This window comes from Methanosarcina sp. DH2 (genome assembly GCF_020804225.1).
Taxonomy (GTDB): Archaea; Halobacteriota; Methanosarcinia; order Methanosarcinales; family Methanosarcinaceae; genus Methanosarcina.
In genome coordinates, this window is the sequence record NZ_WJBI01000002.1 from 374,391 (window position 1) to 392,331 (window position 17,941).

General features: G+C 43.2%; 17 protein-coding genes and 1 tRNA gene. 13 read left to right on the forward strand and 5 right to left on the reverse strand.

All coding sequences use genetic code 11. The features are described 5' to 3' along the window. Window positions 1-292 precede the first annotated feature (292 nt). Window positions 293-2,113, reverse strand: a complete 1,821-nt coding sequence (locus FXV91_RS05530; protein WP_229389233.1) for a site-2 protease family protein — start codon at window positions 2,111-2,113, stop codon at window positions 293-295. A gap of 649 nt (window positions 2,114-2,762) precedes the next feature. On the opposite strand from FXV91_RS05530, the gene cutA reads away from it, so the two are divergent. The 4 genes from cutA (at window position 2,763) to FXV91_RS20185 (ending at window position 3,990) form a co-directional block, all read left to right on the forward strand. Then, window positions 2,763-3,068, forward strand: coding sequence for a divalent-cation tolerance protein CutA (gene cutA, locus FXV91_RS05535; protein ID WP_229389235.1), 306 nt, complete (start codon window positions 2,763-2,765; stop codon window positions 3,066-3,068). A gap of 183 nt (window positions 3,069-3,251) precedes the next feature. After that, window positions 3,252-3,334 (forward strand) — tRNA-Leu (locus FXV91_RS05540). 276 nt (window positions 3,335-3,610) lie between these two features. Further along, entirely contained in the window at window positions 3,611-3,808 is a 198-nt protein-coding gene (locus FXV91_RS05545) for a polysaccharide deacetylase family protein (RefSeq protein ID WP_229389237.1), read from the forward strand. An 11-nt stretch (window positions 3,809-3,819) separates the two neighbouring features. Beyond that, window positions 3,820-3,990: a hypothetical protein gene (locus FXV91_RS20185; RefSeq protein ID WP_345945477.1), complete on the forward strand. Its 171-nt coding sequence runs from the start codon at window positions 3,820-3,822 to the stop codon at window positions 3,988-3,990. 167 nt (window positions 3,991-4,157) lie between these two features. Here the strand turns inward: FXV91_RS20185 and prf1 are convergent, their stop codons facing one another. Continuing rightward, complete coding sequence (gene prf1 / locus FXV91_RS05550) at window positions 4,158-5,405, reverse strand: peptide chain release factor aRF-1 (RefSeq protein ID WP_229389239.1); 1,248 nt, start codon at window positions 5,403-5,405, stop codon at window positions 4,158-4,160. Between the two features lie 233 nt (window positions 5,406-5,638). On the opposite strand from prf1, the gene FXV91_RS19700 reads away from it, so the two are divergent. Continuing rightward, on the forward strand, window positions 5,639-5,770 hold the full coding sequence (locus tag FXV91_RS19700) for a hypothetical protein (RefSeq protein ID WP_255679936.1): 132 nt from the start codon (window positions 5,639-5,641) through the stop codon (window positions 5,768-5,770). A gap of 5 nt (window positions 5,771-5,775) precedes the next feature. Here the strand turns inward: FXV91_RS19700 and FXV91_RS05555 are convergent, their stop codons facing one another. Continuing rightward, window positions 5,776-6,840: a glycosidase gene (locus tag FXV91_RS05555; protein ID WP_229389241.1), complete on the reverse strand. Its 1,065-nt coding sequence runs from the start codon at window positions 6,838-6,840 to the stop codon at window positions 5,776-5,778. Window positions 6,841-7,892: 1,052 nt separating this feature from the next. On the opposite strand from FXV91_RS05555, the gene FXV91_RS05560 reads away from it, so the two are divergent. The 6 genes from FXV91_RS05560 to FXV91_RS05585 all read left to right on the forward strand — a co-directional run bounded on the left by FXV91_RS05560 (window position 7,893) and on the right by FXV91_RS05585 (window position 14,077). Continuing rightward, a complete protein-coding gene (locus FXV91_RS05560) occupies window positions 7,893-10,076 on the forward strand; it encodes an amylo-alpha-1,6-glucosidase (protein WP_229389243.1) in 2,184 nt (727 codons plus the stop codon). A 69-nt stretch (window positions 10,077-10,145) separates the two neighbouring features. Continuing rightward, on the forward strand, window positions 10,146-10,424 hold the full coding sequence (locus FXV91_RS05565) for a glutaredoxin domain-containing protein (protein WP_229389245.1): 279 nt from the start codon (window positions 10,146-10,148) through the stop codon (window positions 10,422-10,424). A 14-nt stretch (window positions 10,425-10,438) separates the two neighbouring features. Beyond that, complete coding sequence (locus FXV91_RS05570; RefSeq protein WP_229389247.1) at window positions 10,439-11,530, forward strand: alkene reductase; 1,092 nt, start codon at window positions 10,439-10,441, stop codon at window positions 11,528-11,530. An 876-nt stretch (window positions 11,531-12,406) separates the two neighbouring features. Beyond that, window positions 12,407-12,982 (forward strand): HPP family protein, encoded by a 576-nt coding sequence (locus FXV91_RS05575; RefSeq protein WP_229389249.1) that lies wholly within the window; start codon window positions 12,407-12,409, stop codon window positions 12,980-12,982. 394 nt (window positions 12,983-13,376) lie between these two features. Then, on the forward strand, window positions 13,377-13,721 hold the full coding sequence (locus FXV91_RS05580) for a hypothetical protein (RefSeq protein WP_229389251.1): 345 nt from the start codon (window positions 13,377-13,379) through the stop codon (window positions 13,719-13,721). Between the two features lie 131 nt (window positions 13,722-13,852). Next, complete coding sequence (locus FXV91_RS05585) at window positions 13,853-14,077, forward strand: hypothetical protein (RefSeq protein WP_229389253.1); 225 nt, start codon at window positions 13,853-13,855, stop codon at window positions 14,075-14,077. Window positions 14,078-14,136: 59 nt separating this feature from the next. On the opposite strand, the gene FXV91_RS05590 is transcribed toward FXV91_RS05585, so the two are convergent. Next, a complete protein-coding gene (locus FXV91_RS05590) occupies window positions 14,137-14,856 on the reverse strand; it encodes a CDGSH iron-sulfur domain-containing protein (protein ID WP_229389255.1) in 720 nt (239 codons plus the stop codon). Window positions 14,857-15,751: 895 nt separating this feature from the next. On the opposite strand from FXV91_RS05590, the gene FXV91_RS05595 reads away from it, so the two are divergent. Next, complete coding sequence (locus tag FXV91_RS05595; protein WP_229389257.1) at window positions 15,752-16,018, forward strand: hypothetical protein; 267 nt, start codon at window positions 15,752-15,754, stop codon at window positions 16,016-16,018. A 561-nt stretch (window positions 16,019-16,579) separates the two neighbouring features. Here the strand turns inward: FXV91_RS05595 and FXV91_RS05600 are convergent. Further along, complete coding sequence (locus FXV91_RS05600; protein ID WP_229389259.1) at window positions 16,580-17,296, reverse strand: alpha/beta hydrolase; 717 nt, start codon at window positions 17,294-17,296, stop codon at window positions 16,580-16,582. 25 nt (window positions 17,297-17,321) lie between these two features. Between FXV91_RS05600 and FXV91_RS05605 the strand changes: the two genes are divergently transcribed. Then, window positions 17,322-17,768, forward strand: a complete 447-nt coding sequence (locus FXV91_RS05605; protein ID WP_229389261.1) for a hypothetical protein — start codon at window positions 17,322-17,324, stop codon at window positions 17,766-17,768. The last annotated feature ends 173 nt before the right edge of the window (window positions 17,769-17,941 follow it).

The window sequence follows — 17,941 nt, forward strand, 5'->3', positions numbered from 1 at the left end:
TATCTCTATGTGTTCATAGAATTTAGCTTGAAGGTTACTTGAAAATTTCTTCTCACAGCCCGGAATATTACTACAAAGGAACAGGAAATCTCGAAGAGAGATAGGAAAAGTAAACAGGAGCAATAGAAAAAAGGAGTCCTGAATCAAAAAAATCAGTAAAGCCGGAAAAAGAAGTCTTAATTCCAGCTTTCCGGCAGATTTCCGACTTAATTAAGTTAATGACGTTGTTCTCATTCCGATCTATTCTCAATTTGATCTATTCTCAATTTGATCTATTCTCAATTCGACCTGTTCAGATCCACTGTCCTATGAAAGGCCCGAATATCATGAAGAGGAATGAGAACAGGATCAGCATGGAGAAACTTGCTGTGATAGAGTTCGAGATCCTTTCCGAAACTCCTTCATTCCGCGTAAACCTGTATATGAAGGAATAGGTATAGTCCCTGAACACATGCCCACCATCAAGAGGCACCGCAGGCAGGCAGTTAAACAGGCCTACATAAAAGTTCAGCCAGCCAATCCAGAGCAGAGAGTTTGCAATCCAGAAAATTCCGACTCCGAGAGGTTCTGCCCAGCCAACCGGCTGGTAGAACTGAGCTATTGTGCCTGAAAAGCCGCGGAACCCCTCACCTGCAAATCCGTATATCGGAAGCCCGAAAAGAATGATCCATCCTACTGGCTCGGAAAGCAGGGAAGGGATCTGTTTGAGCGCTTCAAGATAGAATTTTGCCTGGGGCATCCAGATGGAAACTCCGAGCATCGGACACTCCAGAATTCCGTCATTCCCGTACATAACTCCAAGGAAGCCACTTTCACCTCCCGAGGGATGAGGAGCCAGCTGGACGTTAAAGACAGCAGTGCCGTTTTCGGTAAGGTCACCTGTATAATTTGCAGAAGGCAGCACCTCTACCTCTATGGTCTGGTTTGCCTCGGTCCCCTCCATAAAGTCAACGAAAGTCGCAATGCTTCTCATCCTTGTATCGTTAATCCGGAGCATTGTCATTCCTGTCTCTATTCCTGCTGCTTCTGCAGGACTCCCTTCCACAATTCCTCCTACAGGCACTCCATTGAAACATTCCTCCGGAGAAGAAGGAACTGTTAAATCATAGACTGAAACGACACTATCTTTTGAGGCATGGATGCGTACAGAGTCTCCGGGTTCGACTGTCTCTAGATAGTTAAGGAGATCCATTCCTGTAGTGATGCTTGTACCGTCAACCTGCGTAATTACCATGTCTTCCTGAAGCCCTGCAAGCTGAGCTGGAGAACTTTCATTTATGCCCACTATCATCGCATCACTGAGAGGAGCAATTGCCCCGAGCACAGGTCCGAAAAAGAGCAAAAGAGCGATAAATGCAACACAGAAGTTAGCCATAACCCCTGCAGCAAGGATACGGGCTCTCTGGGTCCTTGTGGCGATTACTTCCGGTGCAGCTTTCTTTTCTTCAGGTGCAAGGATGGCTGCTTCCCCGTTCTGTATCTCTCTTAGCTTTTTTTCTTTTCTTTCCCTTTGCTCCCATTCTTCGATTTCATCAATCGACGCAGTTAACGGCAGCTCCTTTTTTACTTCCTCTTTTTTGCCGAATAACTGTTCGTCATCAGGTTCCGCAAAACCCCCTATAGGGACAAGGGCAAACAGGATTCCCATGGATTTGACCCTGATGCCTTCAACTCTGCACAGGATTGCATGGGAAAACTCATGCACTACAAGAGTAACTACGAGGGCGATCACTCCCCAGGTAAAGGGAATAAACTCGTTTACACCCGGGATCAGCAGGATATTCCTGGCAGAATTATATTTCCCAGGCTCTGGCACATTGTTATTCAGGAAAGAGGTATAAAGCGCAAGGTCCGAAATAGCAATAACCAGGAACATGGCAATCATGCCCGCAAACATCATAAGGATCCCAATGTTTGCAAAAACCTTCCAGTAACGTTTCGGGCGGGCAAGAATGTCCAGTAGTTTAAGACCCTTTGTTGTCCTGATCATGAGGATAGGAAGAGGCCCGAAAGTGCTTATGTTATACTTCTCCAGAATACCCTTTCTATCAAGAAAGGAGATGAGGAACCAGTACATTAAAAAAATACCAAGTGCAATGCTTGTACCACTCAAGGAAATTCTCCGAAATAATTAAGCTGAACCAATTATAGGCTTTGGATTGTGAATATTAACTGCTTGTGAATGTTAATCGCTTAAATATTGATGATAATTGTATATTGGCGATTCATGTCTGTCAGCAATTAACTGTCTATTGACGATTAAACGTTGATAGATTAAATGTTGATAGATTAAACGTCGATCGACTAAACATTAATCGATAACAACTGTATATAGAACATACCTTCAATAAAGAAGTTAGCGCCAGTAACCTTTGAACTCGGCTTGCAGATCTCAAGCTGTTATTTCGAGTAGAGTCATTGGGAGCAGGCATATATTCAATTAATTAATGCTGTTAATCCGGTAGTCTATCTTAATATAAATACATTTTAGTTGATCATTATTACATAGCGTGAGGAGATCTGGCTTCTTAATAATACATCATAATTATATAAAAATGTACATGGAAGTTACAGCTTCCGGTTCGCCGGAAAGATAATTTCACAGGTCATTTTAAAGATTACTTTAAAGGTCATTTTACAGGTCAATTATAAAGGTCAATTTTTATGCCTAAAGGCATAGATAATAATTACACGAATAATAATATTCAGTAAATACCCAGTACATTTGTGGTTATAATAACTTTCTACGAGGTGCCTGCTTCATGATAGGGATCGTATACATTACAGCCGGAAGTATGCAAAATGCATCGGAAATTGCAAGAGAGCTGGTTTCAAGAAGGCTCGCAGCCTGCGTAAACATGTTTCCCATATTTTCAGTATACAGGTGGAACGAACAGATAGAAGAGCAAAACGAAATAGCCCTGCTTGTTAAAACTGACTCTTCCCGCCTTGACGAAATTATCGAAACCGTAAGATTCCTTCACACCTACGAGCTGCCTGCCATTGAATTCTGGGAAGTTAAAGGGGAACAGGAGTACCTCGACTGGGTCCATGTAAACAGTTCGTGAGGGAAGCCTGAAGGATTCTAAACCTGACTAAATTTGAAGCCTGGAGAACCGGAAAGTTTGAAGCCGAAAAACGAGAGAAAATCATCTGGAACCATCCCCTGACTCAAAAATTAGCAGGATAAGCTTATTCACAGGATTAGCTTTATATGCTAGTTATAACTTTACCTAATTGGATCAAAAAGCGCGGGAGTAACCAAGCGGTCAACGGTGGCAGACTCAAGATCTGTTCGTGCAGACGTTCAGGGGTTCGAATCCCTTCTCCCGCACTAAAATTATTAGGATTTTCTTGTTTTTTTTAGGTTCTTATTTTCGTTCAATTTCTCTAATTCTATTACATTATTTTTGAGTTGCGGCAAGAAATCAGGTCAAAGGTGACTTTTACTAATATCTTTATCGATTTTTCTGATAGGTCTTTAGTTTTCAAATTTTTCTTTAAAGTCCATCTGGAAACTTCCCTCCACGCCCGCATGCTCACGAAGTGAGTAGGTGTAGGGCTGTCACTGGCAAAAAGGAAAAGTCAATCAAAAACTTACAAGGTATTTATGATGTCAAACGAGATAATTGTAAAAGGTAATCCTAACATCTCTAATATTGCTTTGACCTTTGATAATGGTCCCGGTAGAGCAACCCCATACATTATTGATATGCTTAGAAAGTATGGAGCTAAAGCTACATTTTTTGCCTTGGCTGCTGTATTAAGAAAAACATTGCTATTCAAGATTATACAGGCAAATACCTAACGGGCAGCGAAATTGTCAAACGTGCAAATGACGAAAGCCATCTCATAGCCATTCATTCTTATGATTATCTAGCTCTTCCTGGATTTACTGATGAAGAAATTCTTAACAATGAATTGTCCAGAACCAAAAATATAATCACTAATTTGATCGGAAAAAAAATCCTGTGTATTTGTATAATTTGAGCTCATCCCAAAACTAATTTTGTCCTCACATCAACAAGGATATTAATACAATTTTCAGGATCAATAGCTTTGTTGATTCTATATTATTTAGACTCAGAGAGATAAATTTTGAGTTTTAGGATGAGCTCTTTATATAAATTCATTAACTAATAAACTTACGAACTAAACTACACTCCTGTGCTATATCTAAGAATTGCAGCAATTCCGCCAAAAGCTATCATAAGTTGAGAACCTTCGTCGAAATCTGTTGATATAAAAGCAATCCTTGCATTTCCTTTATCAGCGAGTTCTGAGAATTCACCAACAATATCAATAACATCTGTGACTTCAAGTGCAGAACCACATTCAGGACAATTTCCAGCCACAGGAACAGCTTCATTGTTTTTCCATTTTCTTGTCCATTTATTCTCATATCCACAAACACTGCATTTGATAGTTACTCTTTCAGATCGCAGGTCTTCAGAAAGTAAAAGCACATCAACTGCCTTTATTTCAAGATTCGCCCGTACATTGTCTTCTCCATAGGATACTTTACCAGACTCAGTAGCGATTTCTTTAAAAAATATTTCCATATCTTTCTTTTGCTTAATTAAGTCAATACCCTGGAGCGTATCTTCTGCTGCATTTATTAACTCAGAAAAACCCGATTCATCCGTATACCCTGTATCGAACAATCCAAGAACCTTTTTCTGAAGCTCATAATGTAGAAATTCGCCTTCATTAAACTCTTCTTTAGTTGGAGAATGCCCTCCTATAAGAATGCCTTTAAGTTCAGCTGGCTCTACTTCAAGAAATGCCTCACTTGCGGCATACCCTATTCTTTTGTAGAAGTCATGAATAGCAATGCGTCTGAGTTGTTCAAAACGATGTGCACTCTGCCCCCCTTTTCTTTGTTTACCAGGGACAGTAGAATGGAGATGTTTAGTAACTTCAATTTGCCTACCTACAAGCATTCCGATAGTAGCTTCTCTTAAATCAAGAAGTATAAGCCCATAAGTACTGCACTCCCTTAGCATTTCCTCAAGAGGCTCAAGATAAAAAACGGAATCACAGTGATATATGTAATCTATAACATGTTCCGTAGGAATAAGGACTTCGTTTACCATGCTTGTCCTGTTAGCTCCGGTATCGACAACTCCTGTAAAATAAACTAGCCCATTTTCCGGTATTTTTTTAAGATATCTTAACTTTGCCAGCAAAGAATCAAGTGCTCCCTGTATGTTATTGCTGGTTAGTTTAGACTCAATGTTCGAAGCCCGCTCATGTTCTTCTCTCAAATGATTTATAACATCTGAAATCTGTTTATCATAAGGAATATAAAGGGAAATTAGTTCTGTGCTCCTTCCAATTTTACTTTTTAAAGTTTCAAGCTTCTTTTTAAACACATATTTTTCATATGTACAGTACTCAGCCACTCCACTTCCTCCTTTTCTCATAAAAAATAGTTGAGGACCCAAAAAATGACATGAAATTACAATGTTCTTTATGCTTTATTTTTTTAAAACATTTTTTGAATGGAAATTCAAAAAACACATTAAAAATCAGACTTGTGATAGCCCAATGGATGAGTTACAGAAATGGAATCAGAACTTGAGGATGAGCCCCTATCCCATCCCTGTGTTCGGTGTAGATAACGCGAATAATCTCGATGATGAAAAAAAGAAGAGTTTTAGGCGCAGGGATCTCGCAGCGCCTTATCGACGCCGAAGGTCTTGCGCTCCTTGATAGTCTTCCGGTACACGAAAATGCAATTATGCTTAATACTGGAAACCAACAATGAAAACATCAACCACGCACTGATGGAGTTTCATTTTTGATTTTTATTTTAACGTCACCTTTTTTTGCATCACTTGAAAACCCGCTGTTTTCTTCAAACCATCTGTAATATTCCTCAGGGCATTGAGTTTCTGGGCATTCATGCATATACGCCAAGACATCGCTCATTTTTGCAGTAGCTAATGACACAGAAGTATCCGCGCTTCCGTAATAAATACGGATTTCATCATCCACCAGGACCCATCCACAGGGGAAAACAACGTCATTAACATCACCGCTGCGTTCATACATTTCGCGAGGCCCAAAAACCCATCCTTCTGACCTGTAGAGTACTTTCCTTGGATCTTCAAGGTCAAGAAGCGCCAGCCCAAGCTTATAACTTGTTTTTGACGATGTCTGGCGTACCCCATGGTACATAATCAGCCAGCCATCAGGTGTATGCAGTGGCTGCGGGGATAACCCGATTTTTCGGGCGTCCCACCATCCGCCTTCCCGGGCATATAGAAGGACTTGGTGATCTCCCCAATATTTCATATCTGGGGAAAAAGATATCCAGATATTTGCCTTCCCACCTCCCATACCAGATACGGGCCTGTGTATCATTGCCCACATGCCGTTAAATCTTACAGGAAAGACAGCAGCATCTTTGTTTTCAGGCGGCAGGGCAGGCCCTACTCTCTCAAAATTACGGAAATCCTCAGTGAAAGCAAGAGCTGGTAAGGGGCCCGAGTCTGAAAAAGCCGTATATGTCACAGCCCATTTTCCCAGCTCGTCTATATAAGTTATACGCGGATCTTCAATGCCGTATATTTCTTCAGGGTAATTTAGAGGGTCCGGAGTGAAGGTAGGTTCAGTGTCAATTTCCCATCCGTCAATTCCGTTCTTACTTCTCGCTACTGTAAGGTGAGAAAAACCCCTGTGGTCTTCGACACGCACCAGCAGGAGTGTTTGGCCGTCAACTATAGCTGCGGCAGGGTTGAATACCGAATTGGCTTGATATGGCCAATCATCAACGGTAAGTATAGGGTTTTTCTTACTTCTCTGGAACAACTCTCCATGGTCTTTCCATATCATATTACATACCTCATTCTGCCTGATTTAATGATAGCAGGCTCTTTTTCTTTTGCAGAACCCTGTCACTTACTTTGGGCTGGATGCTGTACTGAAGGACTTATTCGGGCTCTGTAGAAATCTTCATAATAAAGAAGTTCCAATATTTGAAATGAGTAACATTATATATTTATTTCTATATTTTTCAGCCTATTGAATTTAATTAAAAACCTACCGAAAAATTGTGACCTCCTTATCTAATAATAGGCAATATACTCAAATGGACGACACACAATTGGAGTAAACACTTGATGTTAATACAGTATTTTACCAATATCGTTATCTATCTGATAGTCTCTTAATTTTCAAATTTCTTTTTAATCAAATCATCTAAAAACTTCCCTACACGCCCGCACGCTCACGAAGGGAGCAGATATCGGGCGGCTACTGGCAAAAAAGAAGAAAAAGAAGAAGAGTATGAAGCTGCAATAAAAAGAGTATTATAGATGGCACAATTTCGGGACTGAAGACCTTCCGCAATAAGTTTCCAAACCTTATTTGACCCCCATGGAAGTCTCCAATATCTAAATTGACTTTTCAGAATGCAATTTGGTGGTTTAAATACCCGACAATTCATCAGGCAAGCTACTACTATTTAAATAAAGATTCCATAATAATTATCATATAAGTTTTTACCCGGAGCTCGTATTTAGCGATTCAAGGTTATATTGTAAGCGTCGCACAATGGGGATGGTGCGAAGCGCTGAGATAATAACCAGTTCAGTAACCGGTTTAATGATTGCGGGGGCATTGAAGAGGTAAATAACATTCTAAGAATCAGCTAAAAACGTAGCTACTGATTTTGCAGGCTTACGCGGATAGCAAAGATAATTCTCAGGATAGTGGGACTATATGGAAAAAACTTCGATTACGCCAATGACGATAGAAAGGATGACTCTTTGAATCTGTGACCAGTCTGACCATGTAGTTTTTGTAAGAAGCGACCTGACGGCAGAGCATGTCCTGAAGGCTGCATTTACTATCTAATAATTAGTATTAGGTTGTGAGGAGTTTGCATGCCAGAGCCTTCTGAACGAGAGGGAATCCGCGAAGCGTGGGACATATACAAGAAGCATACCCTGTCTAACAGCATTATCAACGAGATGGTCATACGGGACAATGGGCTGACGTTCGTAACGCAAGAGAATGGCGAGATACCCATTACAGAAAATTATGGGTATGGTCTCTATTACCACGATTGCAGATACCTGAGCGGTTTTCTCATACGACTCATGGACACGCCTCCAACGCAGGTTTTATCCAGCGACGAGAGGGGGTTCAGATCGACTCTTATGGTTACCAACCCGGAACTGAAGGATTGCATGGGTGCCACTATCGCCAAAGAAACGCTTCTTGGCACTCTGGCCACGGTCATACCGGGCTGCATTCGGCAAAGCCATACCATCCGGAACTTCAACACTTTCCCTGTGACCTTGAACCTGACTTTTGAGTTCGATGCAGATTTCGCAGATATGTTCACCATCAGAGGCATTGCCCCACCGACTCCTGCAAAAGTGCTACCAGCCAGGTACGATGGTAAAAACCTTTACTTATCCTATGAGGGGGATGATAAGCTTCGTCGCAACACGATTATCGCATTTGAACCATCGCCCACGAGGGTAGAAGGGAAAGTATGCACCTTCGAGCTGAAGATAGCCCCTCACGGGTTACAGACAGTTAATGTGGAAATCTCCATAGAGGAGATCAAGCCCGGCCAGGAACCGGAAAGGCCAGTGGAAAATCCCGATCAACGACTGAACCAGATCATGAGATCCTATGTCGCGGCCCTTGAATGCTGCGACTACATACCAACCAGCAACAACATTTTCAACAGCATTATGGTTCGCTCGCTTGCCGACCTGAACATGATGCGCATGACCCTTAAAGGAGACATGTTCCATTCGGCGGGGATACCCTGGTACGACACGCTATTCGGGCGAGACAGCATCATCTCGGCACTCCAGCTATTGCCTTTCGAGGCGGGGCTGGCAAAAAGCACGCTGCTGGTGAACGCAAAATTCCAGAGCAACAGATCAGATGACTGGAGAGACCAGGAACCCGGTAAAATTCTTCACGAACTGAGATTGGGCGAGCTGGCTAACCTGAACCTGATCCCACAGACACCGTACTACGGTACTGTCGATGCTACGCCCCTGTTCCTAATCCTCCTGACAGAATATGTGAACTGGACTGGAGATATTGAATTGGTCAAGCAGCTGGAAGGCAATGTTGACCAGGCCCTGAAATGGATCGATGTCCACGCCAACATGGAAGGAAATGGCTTTGCCTATTATGCGGTGAAATCCCCATTGGGCATTTATAACCATGGCTGGAAGGACTCTCCCGACTCGATTAGCCGCTCAGATGGCACGCTGGCGAAACAACCGATCGCCGTTGCCGAAGTACAGGGATACGTATACATGGCGAAAAGGCAACTTGCGCCGCTGCTCAGGCAGCTGGGCCGGGAAAGTGACGCAGCCAGGCTGGAAAAAGAAGCAGGAGAACTGAAAGAGAGATTCAACCGGCAGTTCTGGATGAAAGACAGGCAATTTTTCGCCCAGGCACTGGATGTGGAAGGCATATGTGACGTGATATCATCTAACCCGGCGCAGTGCCTGTGGACAGGAATCATTGATCAAAAATACGTAAAATACCTTGTCGACAGGATCTTCAGAGACGACATGTTTACCGAATGGGGCATTCGCACACTGTCCTCGAAAGAGCAGCGGTACAATCCGCTAGGGTATCACAACGGCACGGTCTGGCCGCATGACAACGCGATCATTACCATGGGCTTGAGAAAGTACGGGTTCATCAATGAGATGTCCTTATTGTTCACGGGCATGTACGAGGCGGCCAGAGCGTTCGATGAATACCGTCTGCCGGAGTGCTTCTCTGGGCTGGCACGCTCTGAGTACGGTATCCCAGTGAAATATCCTGTAGCCTGTAGCCCTCAGGCCTGGGCATCTGGGACCATGCCATTTATGCTCACAGCCTGCCTGGGCATAGCTCCCGATGCCCTGAATAATCGGCTGACCATCAGCAAGCCCTATCTGCCTTCGTGGCTGGACAACGTGCAGTTAAATAATGTGAAGGTCGGAAACACGCTGACTGATCTGAATTTCAGGCGGATCGAAGGAGAGACACTGGTCAATGTTTCCAAGAAGAGCGGGGATATCAATGTGGTCATCGAGTATTAGATGCCGGGAAATAATGAAAAAAACTGAAGGAAGCAGGATTAACAATAGAATTAGGAATTAGGAGAGCGTATGGCAAAAATATCGATTTACACCATAAGCACCTGCCCGGTGTGCAGGAAAACAAAGGAATATTTCCGGTCCAGGAGCATACCATTCGATTTCATAGATTTCGATCTCGCCAGTGAGAGTGAGCAAAATAAGATAGCGTCCGAGATGATGAAGGGCACCGGCGATATAGGCTTCCCGTTTGTCAGGATAGGCGATGTTGTGGTCATCGGGTTCAATCCGGAGAGGTTTGAGCAGCTTTTGAAATCGGAGAATCTCGAACCAGCAACCAGCCAGGCTTAATGGAGACGGTCATCATGGCAGGAAACCAGGACCTTTTTTCACAATATCGGATGGGCGATCTCACGCTGCCAAACCGCATAGTTATGGCGCCGCTGACCCGCAACCGCGCAGGGGATGCCGACGTCCCGGCCTCACTGACGGTCACTTATTATGTGCAGCGAGCTTCGGCAGGCATGATTATCTCCGAAGGCTCGCAGGTTAGCCCGCAGGGGGTAGGCTACATACATACACCGGGCATATACTCTGCGGCACAGGTCGCTGGCTGGAAAAAGGTAACAGACGCCGTCCACAGGGCTGGTGGCAGGATTTTCATCCAGCTGTGGCACGTAGGGAGGATCTCTCACCCCGACTTGCTGGGTGGCGATCTGCCGGTCGCACCATCCGCACTACCAGTCGAAGGCTTTGTCCACACACCAGGTGGAAAAAAGCCAATTCCGGTACCCAGGGCTCTCGAGACTGACGAGGTGCCGGACATCGTCAGGCAGTTCCGGCAGGCGGCTGAGAACGCCAGAACCGCTGGCTTCGATGGGGTAGAAATCCATGGCGCTAACACCTACCTGCTGGACCAATTCCTGCGAAGCGGGTCCAACAAGCGAACCGATAAGTACGGCGGCAGCCTTGAGAACCGGGTACGTCTGCCGCTTGAGGTCACGAAAGCCGTCATCGATGTATGGGGCGGCGACCGTGTCGGCTACCGCATCTCTCCGCACAATACCGCTCATTCTATGTCGGACTCCAATCCCAGGGAGACCTTTTCCTATTTCACCAGAGAGCTGGACAAAACGGGCCTGGGCTACCTTCATTTAATCGAGTCCATCGGAGGCCGGACGGAGTTCGTGCCACCCGAGGCACGGCTTGGGCCTGCCCTGCGCAGAATTTTCGAAAGGACATTCATACTGAACGGCGGCTATGACCTCCAGAGCGGGAACAAAGCCATTGCCAGCGGCGAGGCCGACCTGATAGCCTTCGGAGTGCCGTTCCTGGCCAATCCCGACCTGCCAGAACGCTTCAGGCAGAATGCGCCGCTTAACGAACCGGACGCGGCCACTTTCTACAGGGGCGGCGCAAAAGGCTACACGGACTATCCGGCCCTGGTCGATAGATGACGAGGCTCAAAAGACGGTACTGTAAAGTCCTCGGGGGATTTGTATATTTATAGGTTCTATACTAGCTTGAAAAAAATTCTCGTCCCCTGAAGAATTTACAGAACTGGGACTGACCTTCGAATTGAATTCAGAGCTTTCTGAAAATCTATCCCAGCCCCTGTGGACTATACAGAACCCTAAAACTTCCCTCCACGCCCGAATGCTCACGAAGTGAGTATATATCGGGCTGTTACTGGAAAAAAAAGAAAGAAGAGTAGGCAGAACAGATACTTATAAATTGACAGAGTAACTTTAAAAGGTCACAAAAGTAATATTTTACCCTTTTTTCTTGCGCAGACTTATCATAAGGCTCTGTACTTTTGGTTATGTTTAATCTTCAGGCGCTTACATCCAGACTGACTTCAGGCTTAACCATAATTATCTAACCTCGCGGACTATAAGAGCCGTTATAATGACTGGCTTTAGGGCTTACCGAAGATTTATCCCAGTCCCCTTTATACTATTATAATACTTTACCTGGATAAGTATGGAAGGAATATACCCAACGAGTCTGACCACCTTCGCAAAGCACTCTTCAAGAGGCAATCTGGAGAGTTTGGCCTGATCAGGGACCTCTAGAACCTGTACTGGTGTCCAGCGAAATGCAGGTAGCATTGTATATTATTATGAAGCCTAATGCCGAGATGTTACGGGATAAGCAACTCATGGACACATGCGAGCAGATCCATGAGTATAATAAATGAGTATAATAAAACAGATAAAAAAACAAATAGGCTGGATGAGGACACAACTATATCTTAAGTCACCTCATGGTCTGGTAGTCTCGACATAACACAGCTTTCTAATGGAATACACGGAATAGAGGCGTTTCAACACATGAATCCGACCAGCGACCGATATGAGGCTAAAAGCGCTCCCCGCAGGAAAGAAGCACAGCGAGCTCTCAATATCGTGTTGAGGTCAGTGTTAGGTTGCTTGCTTACGCTTTTAGCTGGAGGGCTAGGCTATATTACCGGAAACCTGTGGCTCTTCCCAAGCCTGGGCCCATCCATTTTCTTGCAGGTTGCATCTCCCCGGTTGAAGTCATCGAGCTTATACAATATGACTGTAGGCCACCTGGTCGGCATCATTAGTGGCTACACCCTTGTTATCATAACCGGCGCTGCTTACGTTCCAGCTGTGTTTGTGGCCGGCCATCTACAACTCCCGCATATTGTGGCATCATGCATTGCCATAGCACTTGTAATACTAATTCAAATACCTCTTAAAGCGTTACACCCGCCGGCTGTTGCCACTACCTTTCTGATCACCCTTGGCAATTTTAAGGCGACGTGGCACGATCTGTCTGCGATCCTTATAGGCATAGCGATAATAGCCATCGCCGGTGAAATTGTGAGGCACACGATACTTTCCATGGAGAATCGTGGTCTTGTTGAAGCAATAGAGAAATGAGCAGGGATAATATCATGGATTCTGTAGAATCTTCGGTTGATGCCTAACTCATGGAATTAAGACAACGAGGTCATCTCACGCAATCTTAGAAGAGATAAGGTCTATAAAAGATCCCAATGGTCCCAAATAGTGATAATTAGAGTTTTTTACTACTATTGTTATCGATTTTCCAATAGACTCTTTTCCAATAGATTCTTAGTTTCGAATTTCTCTTTAAAATTTATCTGAAAACTTCCCTCCACGCCCGCATGCTCGCGAAGTGAGCAAATATCGGGCGGTTACTGGCAAAAAAGAAGAAAAAGCAGAATAAAATAAATAAGTAAAATCTTTTGCAGGTAGACACATATCAGTAGCAATAAAGCAATCAATATCCGCGAGGTTTTCGCTCGCATCCATGAACGACGAAGAGAACGTTGCGCTCATCGCTGGCGGCATGCGCGTGCTGAACACCAACTTCGAACAGACCCAGCACGGCGCTTTTACTCAGAGGCCGGAAGCGCTAACCAACGACTTCTTCGTGAACCTGCTCGATATGGGCACGGAGTGGAGGACGGTATCGGGCGCCAGGGACATATTTGAAGGGCGTGATCGCAAGAATGGCGAAGTCAAGTGTACCGGCACGCTTGTCGATCTCATCTTCGGTTCAAACTTCCAGCTCCGCGCTCTGACCGAGGTCTACGGAAGCGCGGATGCGCAGAAGAAGTTTTTCCAGGACTTCGTGGCGGCCTGGACCAAGTGATGAAACTTGATCGCTTCGACCTCGCCTGATAGTATCATAAACGTCTTCAAGGGCTTGAAGATCTTCAAAACAAACGACTTTGCTCAGGCTGGAGAAAGGTATCGGTCGCTTGATAAGACAGGCAGGAATATATGATTGGCAATCTTGTGGCCGACGTGAGCCATGTCACCATTCCAGCTATTCAGAGACGTGCAATCGAAAACTTGCTGCAGGCTGATGAGACTTTGGCAGCATCTGTGGAGCCAAAAGGAGTTCGAGGATATATTGAAATAAAGAAGGCTACACCCTCGAATTCTCTATTTTTTATCGCGGAATCGCCCATTGATTGCTTTCATTTTGGCTTTTGGATTGCCTGATTGTTATGCGAGACTACTATTTCCGCAAGTTAACAACCTCTATGAATCAACGAACTCACTTATTCCAGGCCCCACTTCTTCCTGAACTCGAGCTTCTGCTGGCTGTTCATCCAGTGGCTGCCGTCACAGTAGGGCTTGTTCTCTGACTTCCCGCAGCGGCAGAGGGTTACTCTGTTCCGGAATTCGTACGTGCTGCCATCTGCAGATTCAATGGGGATACCGCCTCGAACCCAAAGGGGGCCTTCACAACCTTTTTGTTTGTCGTGGACCAGTACAATAGATGGTTCAAATTCTTTTTCAAAGGGTTTGCCTGTCTTCTTGTCCCACAGGACCAGCCGTCCCGACGGGCAGATCATGGCTTCTTCTATGGCGGTTTGTCGGGCTTCCGGGTCATCTGATTTTTGTATGAGATCCCTTATTCCTCCAGACCGCTGACAGAAACGGGAATGATCGCAGAGTTCGTAGACATCAGTGAGTTTCAAATCAGGACCTTCAAACGTTTCCGCTTTTTCCAGGTAAGGCTTTCTGCTGGCTGTTTCGCTACCGTCAAAACCGATCTTAAGGTGGGCTCCATCACAGAAGGGCTTGTTTTCGGATGAGCCACAGCGGCATAAAATATAGGCTTCCCGCCGAGGGTATTCCTTTATATCAATTAATTCTTTGGTGTGGCCGGTGTCATCGGTGACAATTACTTGTTCGAAAAGCGGCACTCCACCTGTAACCCGATACGGTCCATCTTTGATTATCTTAATCCTTATTTCTTTCTCATTGACTGCCATAATCATAATCCCCCCATTAACTATTATAATGCAGTACTGGATGTTTAGTCTGACTATTCACCTCTTTGATAATTTCTATAGTTTTCCGATTCATACTATCTCCAATAAGAGAGCATGTAATAGGATTGATCAAATCCTCAACCAGGCAATAAGATGGTTACCGCTGCGGACATATCCGATAGCTATCAGCTCAACTGAGGGTTTCAAGACTAAGGGAGGGGGATCAGAGACAGACGATGATTACGGATTTCTAAGTCTCACTTCTCCACTGGAGATAAAATAAGGTTTATCAAGTCCAAGGTTGCTGGGTGAAACAAAAAATCTTTTAACTTTTCAAAACATATAAGGAAGCGTGAACAATGAAAGCGCACTCATTGGTTCTGGCACAGGAGAAATAGAAGTTTCGAGTCATGCTGTAACAACGAGTCATACTGTAACATTATATGGGATACCGGTTGTTTACATTGTTATTGTAGCATTATTTGTATTATTTATTTTATATTTATACTGTAGGGTGACAAGAAAAGAAAGACACTGTATGAGTAAATCGAGTTACTTAAAATTGTTTTTTGCTTTATTTATCCCGCTATTTTTTTATAATCTGTATAATATGTATAACAGTTCATGGTTTTACAATGTCTATGCCAAATCGTGGTGTAATACTTTCTGGTTTACCCATACTATTTTTATTATTATGAATGCAAGTACTGTATCTATATTGGAATCTATCTTTCCGTATTTATTCATAACTCTTAGTATATTAATAATAAACTGTTATCGTAAACCAGTTTAGAGAGGGTCTTGAAATTAAACTTTTATTGCAAAAACATTTGTTTAGTCTGTTATACACGGATATATGAAAGCTCTCCCTAAAGCTGTAAAATAAAAGTTCGTTATGATGATTTTTTCCACATATACACGCTCAAAGACTATCCCGGTCTGGACTTCGGATATCTTCGTAATTAAGAGGACAGCCATGCAGCTACTTGCTGAGTTTATCGGAAGTCAAAAAATAAGGCTTGTGGGTGTAGGGGTTTCAAGACTGAGGGAAAGGGATCAGAGGCAGACGCTGATTACGGATTTCAGTAGCTGTAATGATAAACGCGGTACAGACTGGCATATATCAGCAGCACCCAGAAGCTCGATAAGAATTCAGTATTAATCTATTGGTCATGATTACAGCCCGAATTTGACAGAAGCATACATTTTGTAATGTATAAATGGGCTTCATGCTTCTTTTTTCTTCCTAAATCTCAAATTTATATCGTGTGTTTATTGATTTTTGACATGTTCCATTTTACCAAAACGTAATATGTCGATACAACACGTTTTTTGTAAGAAAATACTGTATTAATTAGCAGAATCTGTCAAATTAGGGTTACAGAGGAATCGTTATCAATTCCGTCGAGGATGAGAATTTTAAAGTTTATTTGTTAACTTAATGCAATACATTACCCAAAAGCCTTAAATACCGCCCGATATCTGCTCACAAATAAGCATGCGGATGTGAAGGGAAGTTTTAAGATGATTTTAAAAAGAAATTTGACAACACCTTCAGCGTTAATAAGGCGCTGCGGATCCCTACGCCTAAAAAGCATATTTTTTTGGAAATCGAAAGTTATTCGCGTTATTACACGAATATGGGGGTGAGGTAGAGACTCATCCCCAAGATGATTCAACTGAAAACGTACCGAAATTTCTGTAAAATTCTAATTAGCCTGTATTACAGCAAATTCTCATCTGCCCATATGTCAAACACCTGCAGTTGCTCTTCCGTATGGAAGTAATGCTCGCCGTGCTCGAGAACTTTAACTTTTGCTTGATATCTTGTTGCAAATGCTGAAATCTCATTCCCTTCAGATAGATTATCGTCCGAACCGTACAAAATGGCAGTGGGCGCGTTCCATTTAAAGCAAATAGGGTTTTCTTTCACATAGCAATAATAGTTCCATTCCAATATCTGTCCAACCGGCAACCGGATTTCAAGCTCAGCTTTTAGTCTTTCTTCACTCACCTGAAAGCCTTCCATCATATTGCATATGATACGTTCCATATTGACAACGGGCGAGAGAAATAAAGTTTGCTTTATGTCAAAGCCATGATAAGCAAGCAAACTGAAATAGGCACCCATGCTACACGCAAACAAATGAATGTCAGGAGCAAGAGACTTTGCAAATTCATAAACAGTGGCCAAATCACTTACGCAATTTTCGGGAATACACGCATATTCTTCATCTAAACGTTCACCATGCATAGGCAGGTCAAAGCTTAACACCTGGTAACCTTTTTTAACGGCTTTTTGTGCCATCATGGAAATTACGGTATCCTCTTTATTAGATAGGTTACCGTGAACTTCAATTAACAGCTTTTCACTCTGCTTTCCCCAAAGGATGGCAGGAATACGAATTTCATTATTTAAGATATAAGGTCGTGTCCCCAAATCATTGACTTAATTTTATATAATTTTGAATCTATTATTATTTGGGGGTATTGAAATCACTTCTGAAATCGATTTTTCACAATTTTTTTGCTGGAACAAAGATTGCCCTGATTATGGGATTAAAAATCAGGGGAATATAGCCTTTAAAGAGAGATACGGTAAAAATAATCGTGTTCTTCTTAAATGTAAAACCTGTAATCGTTGCTTTAGTGAAACAAAAGGTACAATATTTTTTGGACTTGATACTCCTGAGGAAGAAGTTCTTAGGACATTAGGTATGCTTCCTGAAAAAGGAGGTATTCGTGGAGTTGCAAGAGCTACTGGGCATGATAAAGATACAATTTGTAGATGGCTCAAGATTGCAGGAACTCATTCAGAAGAAGTTACAACTTATTTCCTCAGAAATCTTAATCTTAAGAGAGTAGAAGTTGATGAGATCTGGTCATATATAAAAAAAAGCAAAAAAATGTGACCGAAGAGGATTCTGAAGAGTATGGTGACGTATACTCACTTACAGCAATCAAAAGTAACTCAAGATTGCTCCTTTTCCATCATGAAGGAAAACGTAGTACAGAGGATGCTATAGAGTTATTTAACGGAGTTGAGAAGATGCGTTCCGCATCTTCTCCTATTCCTGTATTTACC

Excerpts from the sequence above, each read along its gene's own strand:
- cutA (WP_229389235.1), top strand. The coding sequence starts at position 2,763 with ATGATAGGGATCGTATACATTACAGCCGGAAGTATGCAAAATGCATCG.
- FXV91_RS05545 (WP_229389237.1), top strand. The coding sequence starts at position 3,611 with ATGATGTCAAACGAGATAATTGTAAAAGGTAATCCTAACATCTCTAAT.
- FXV91_RS19700 (WP_255679936.1), top strand. The coding sequence starts at position 5,639 with ATGATGAAAAAAAGAAGAGTTTTAGGCGCAGGGATCTCGCAGCGCCTT.
- FXV91_RS05555 (WP_229389241.1), bottom strand. The coding sequence starts at position 6,840 with ATGATATGGAAAGACCATGGAGAGTTGTTCCAGAGAAGTAAGAAAAAC.
- FXV91_RS05560 (WP_229389243.1), top strand. The coding sequence starts at position 7,893 with ATGCCAGAGCCTTCTGAACGAGAGGGAATCCGCGAAGCGTGGGACATA.
- FXV91_RS05565 (WP_229389245.1), top strand. The coding sequence starts at position 10,146 with ATGGCAAAAATATCGATTTACACCATAAGCACCTGCCCGGTGTGCAGG.
- FXV91_RS05570 (WP_229389247.1), top strand. The coding sequence starts at position 10,439 with ATGGCAGGAAACCAGGACCTTTTTTCACAATATCGGATGGGCGATCTC.
- FXV91_RS05575 (WP_229389249.1), top strand. The coding sequence starts at position 12,407 with ATGAATCCGACCAGCGACCGATATGAGGCTAAAAGCGCTCCCCGCAGG.
- FXV91_RS05580 (WP_229389251.1), top strand. The coding sequence starts at position 13,377 with ATGAACGACGAAGAGAACGTTGCGCTCATCGCTGGCGGCATGCGCGTG.
- FXV91_RS05585 (WP_229389253.1), top strand. The coding sequence starts at position 13,853 with ATGATTGGCAATCTTGTGGCCGACGTGAGCCATGTCACCATTCCAGCT.
- FXV91_RS05590 (WP_229389255.1), bottom strand. The coding sequence starts at position 14,856 with ATGGCAGTCAATGAGAAAGAAATAAGGATTAAGATAATCAAAGATGGA.
- FXV91_RS05595 (WP_229389257.1), top strand. The coding sequence starts at position 15,752 with ATGATGATTTTTTCCACATATACACGCTCAAAGACTATCCCGGTCTGG.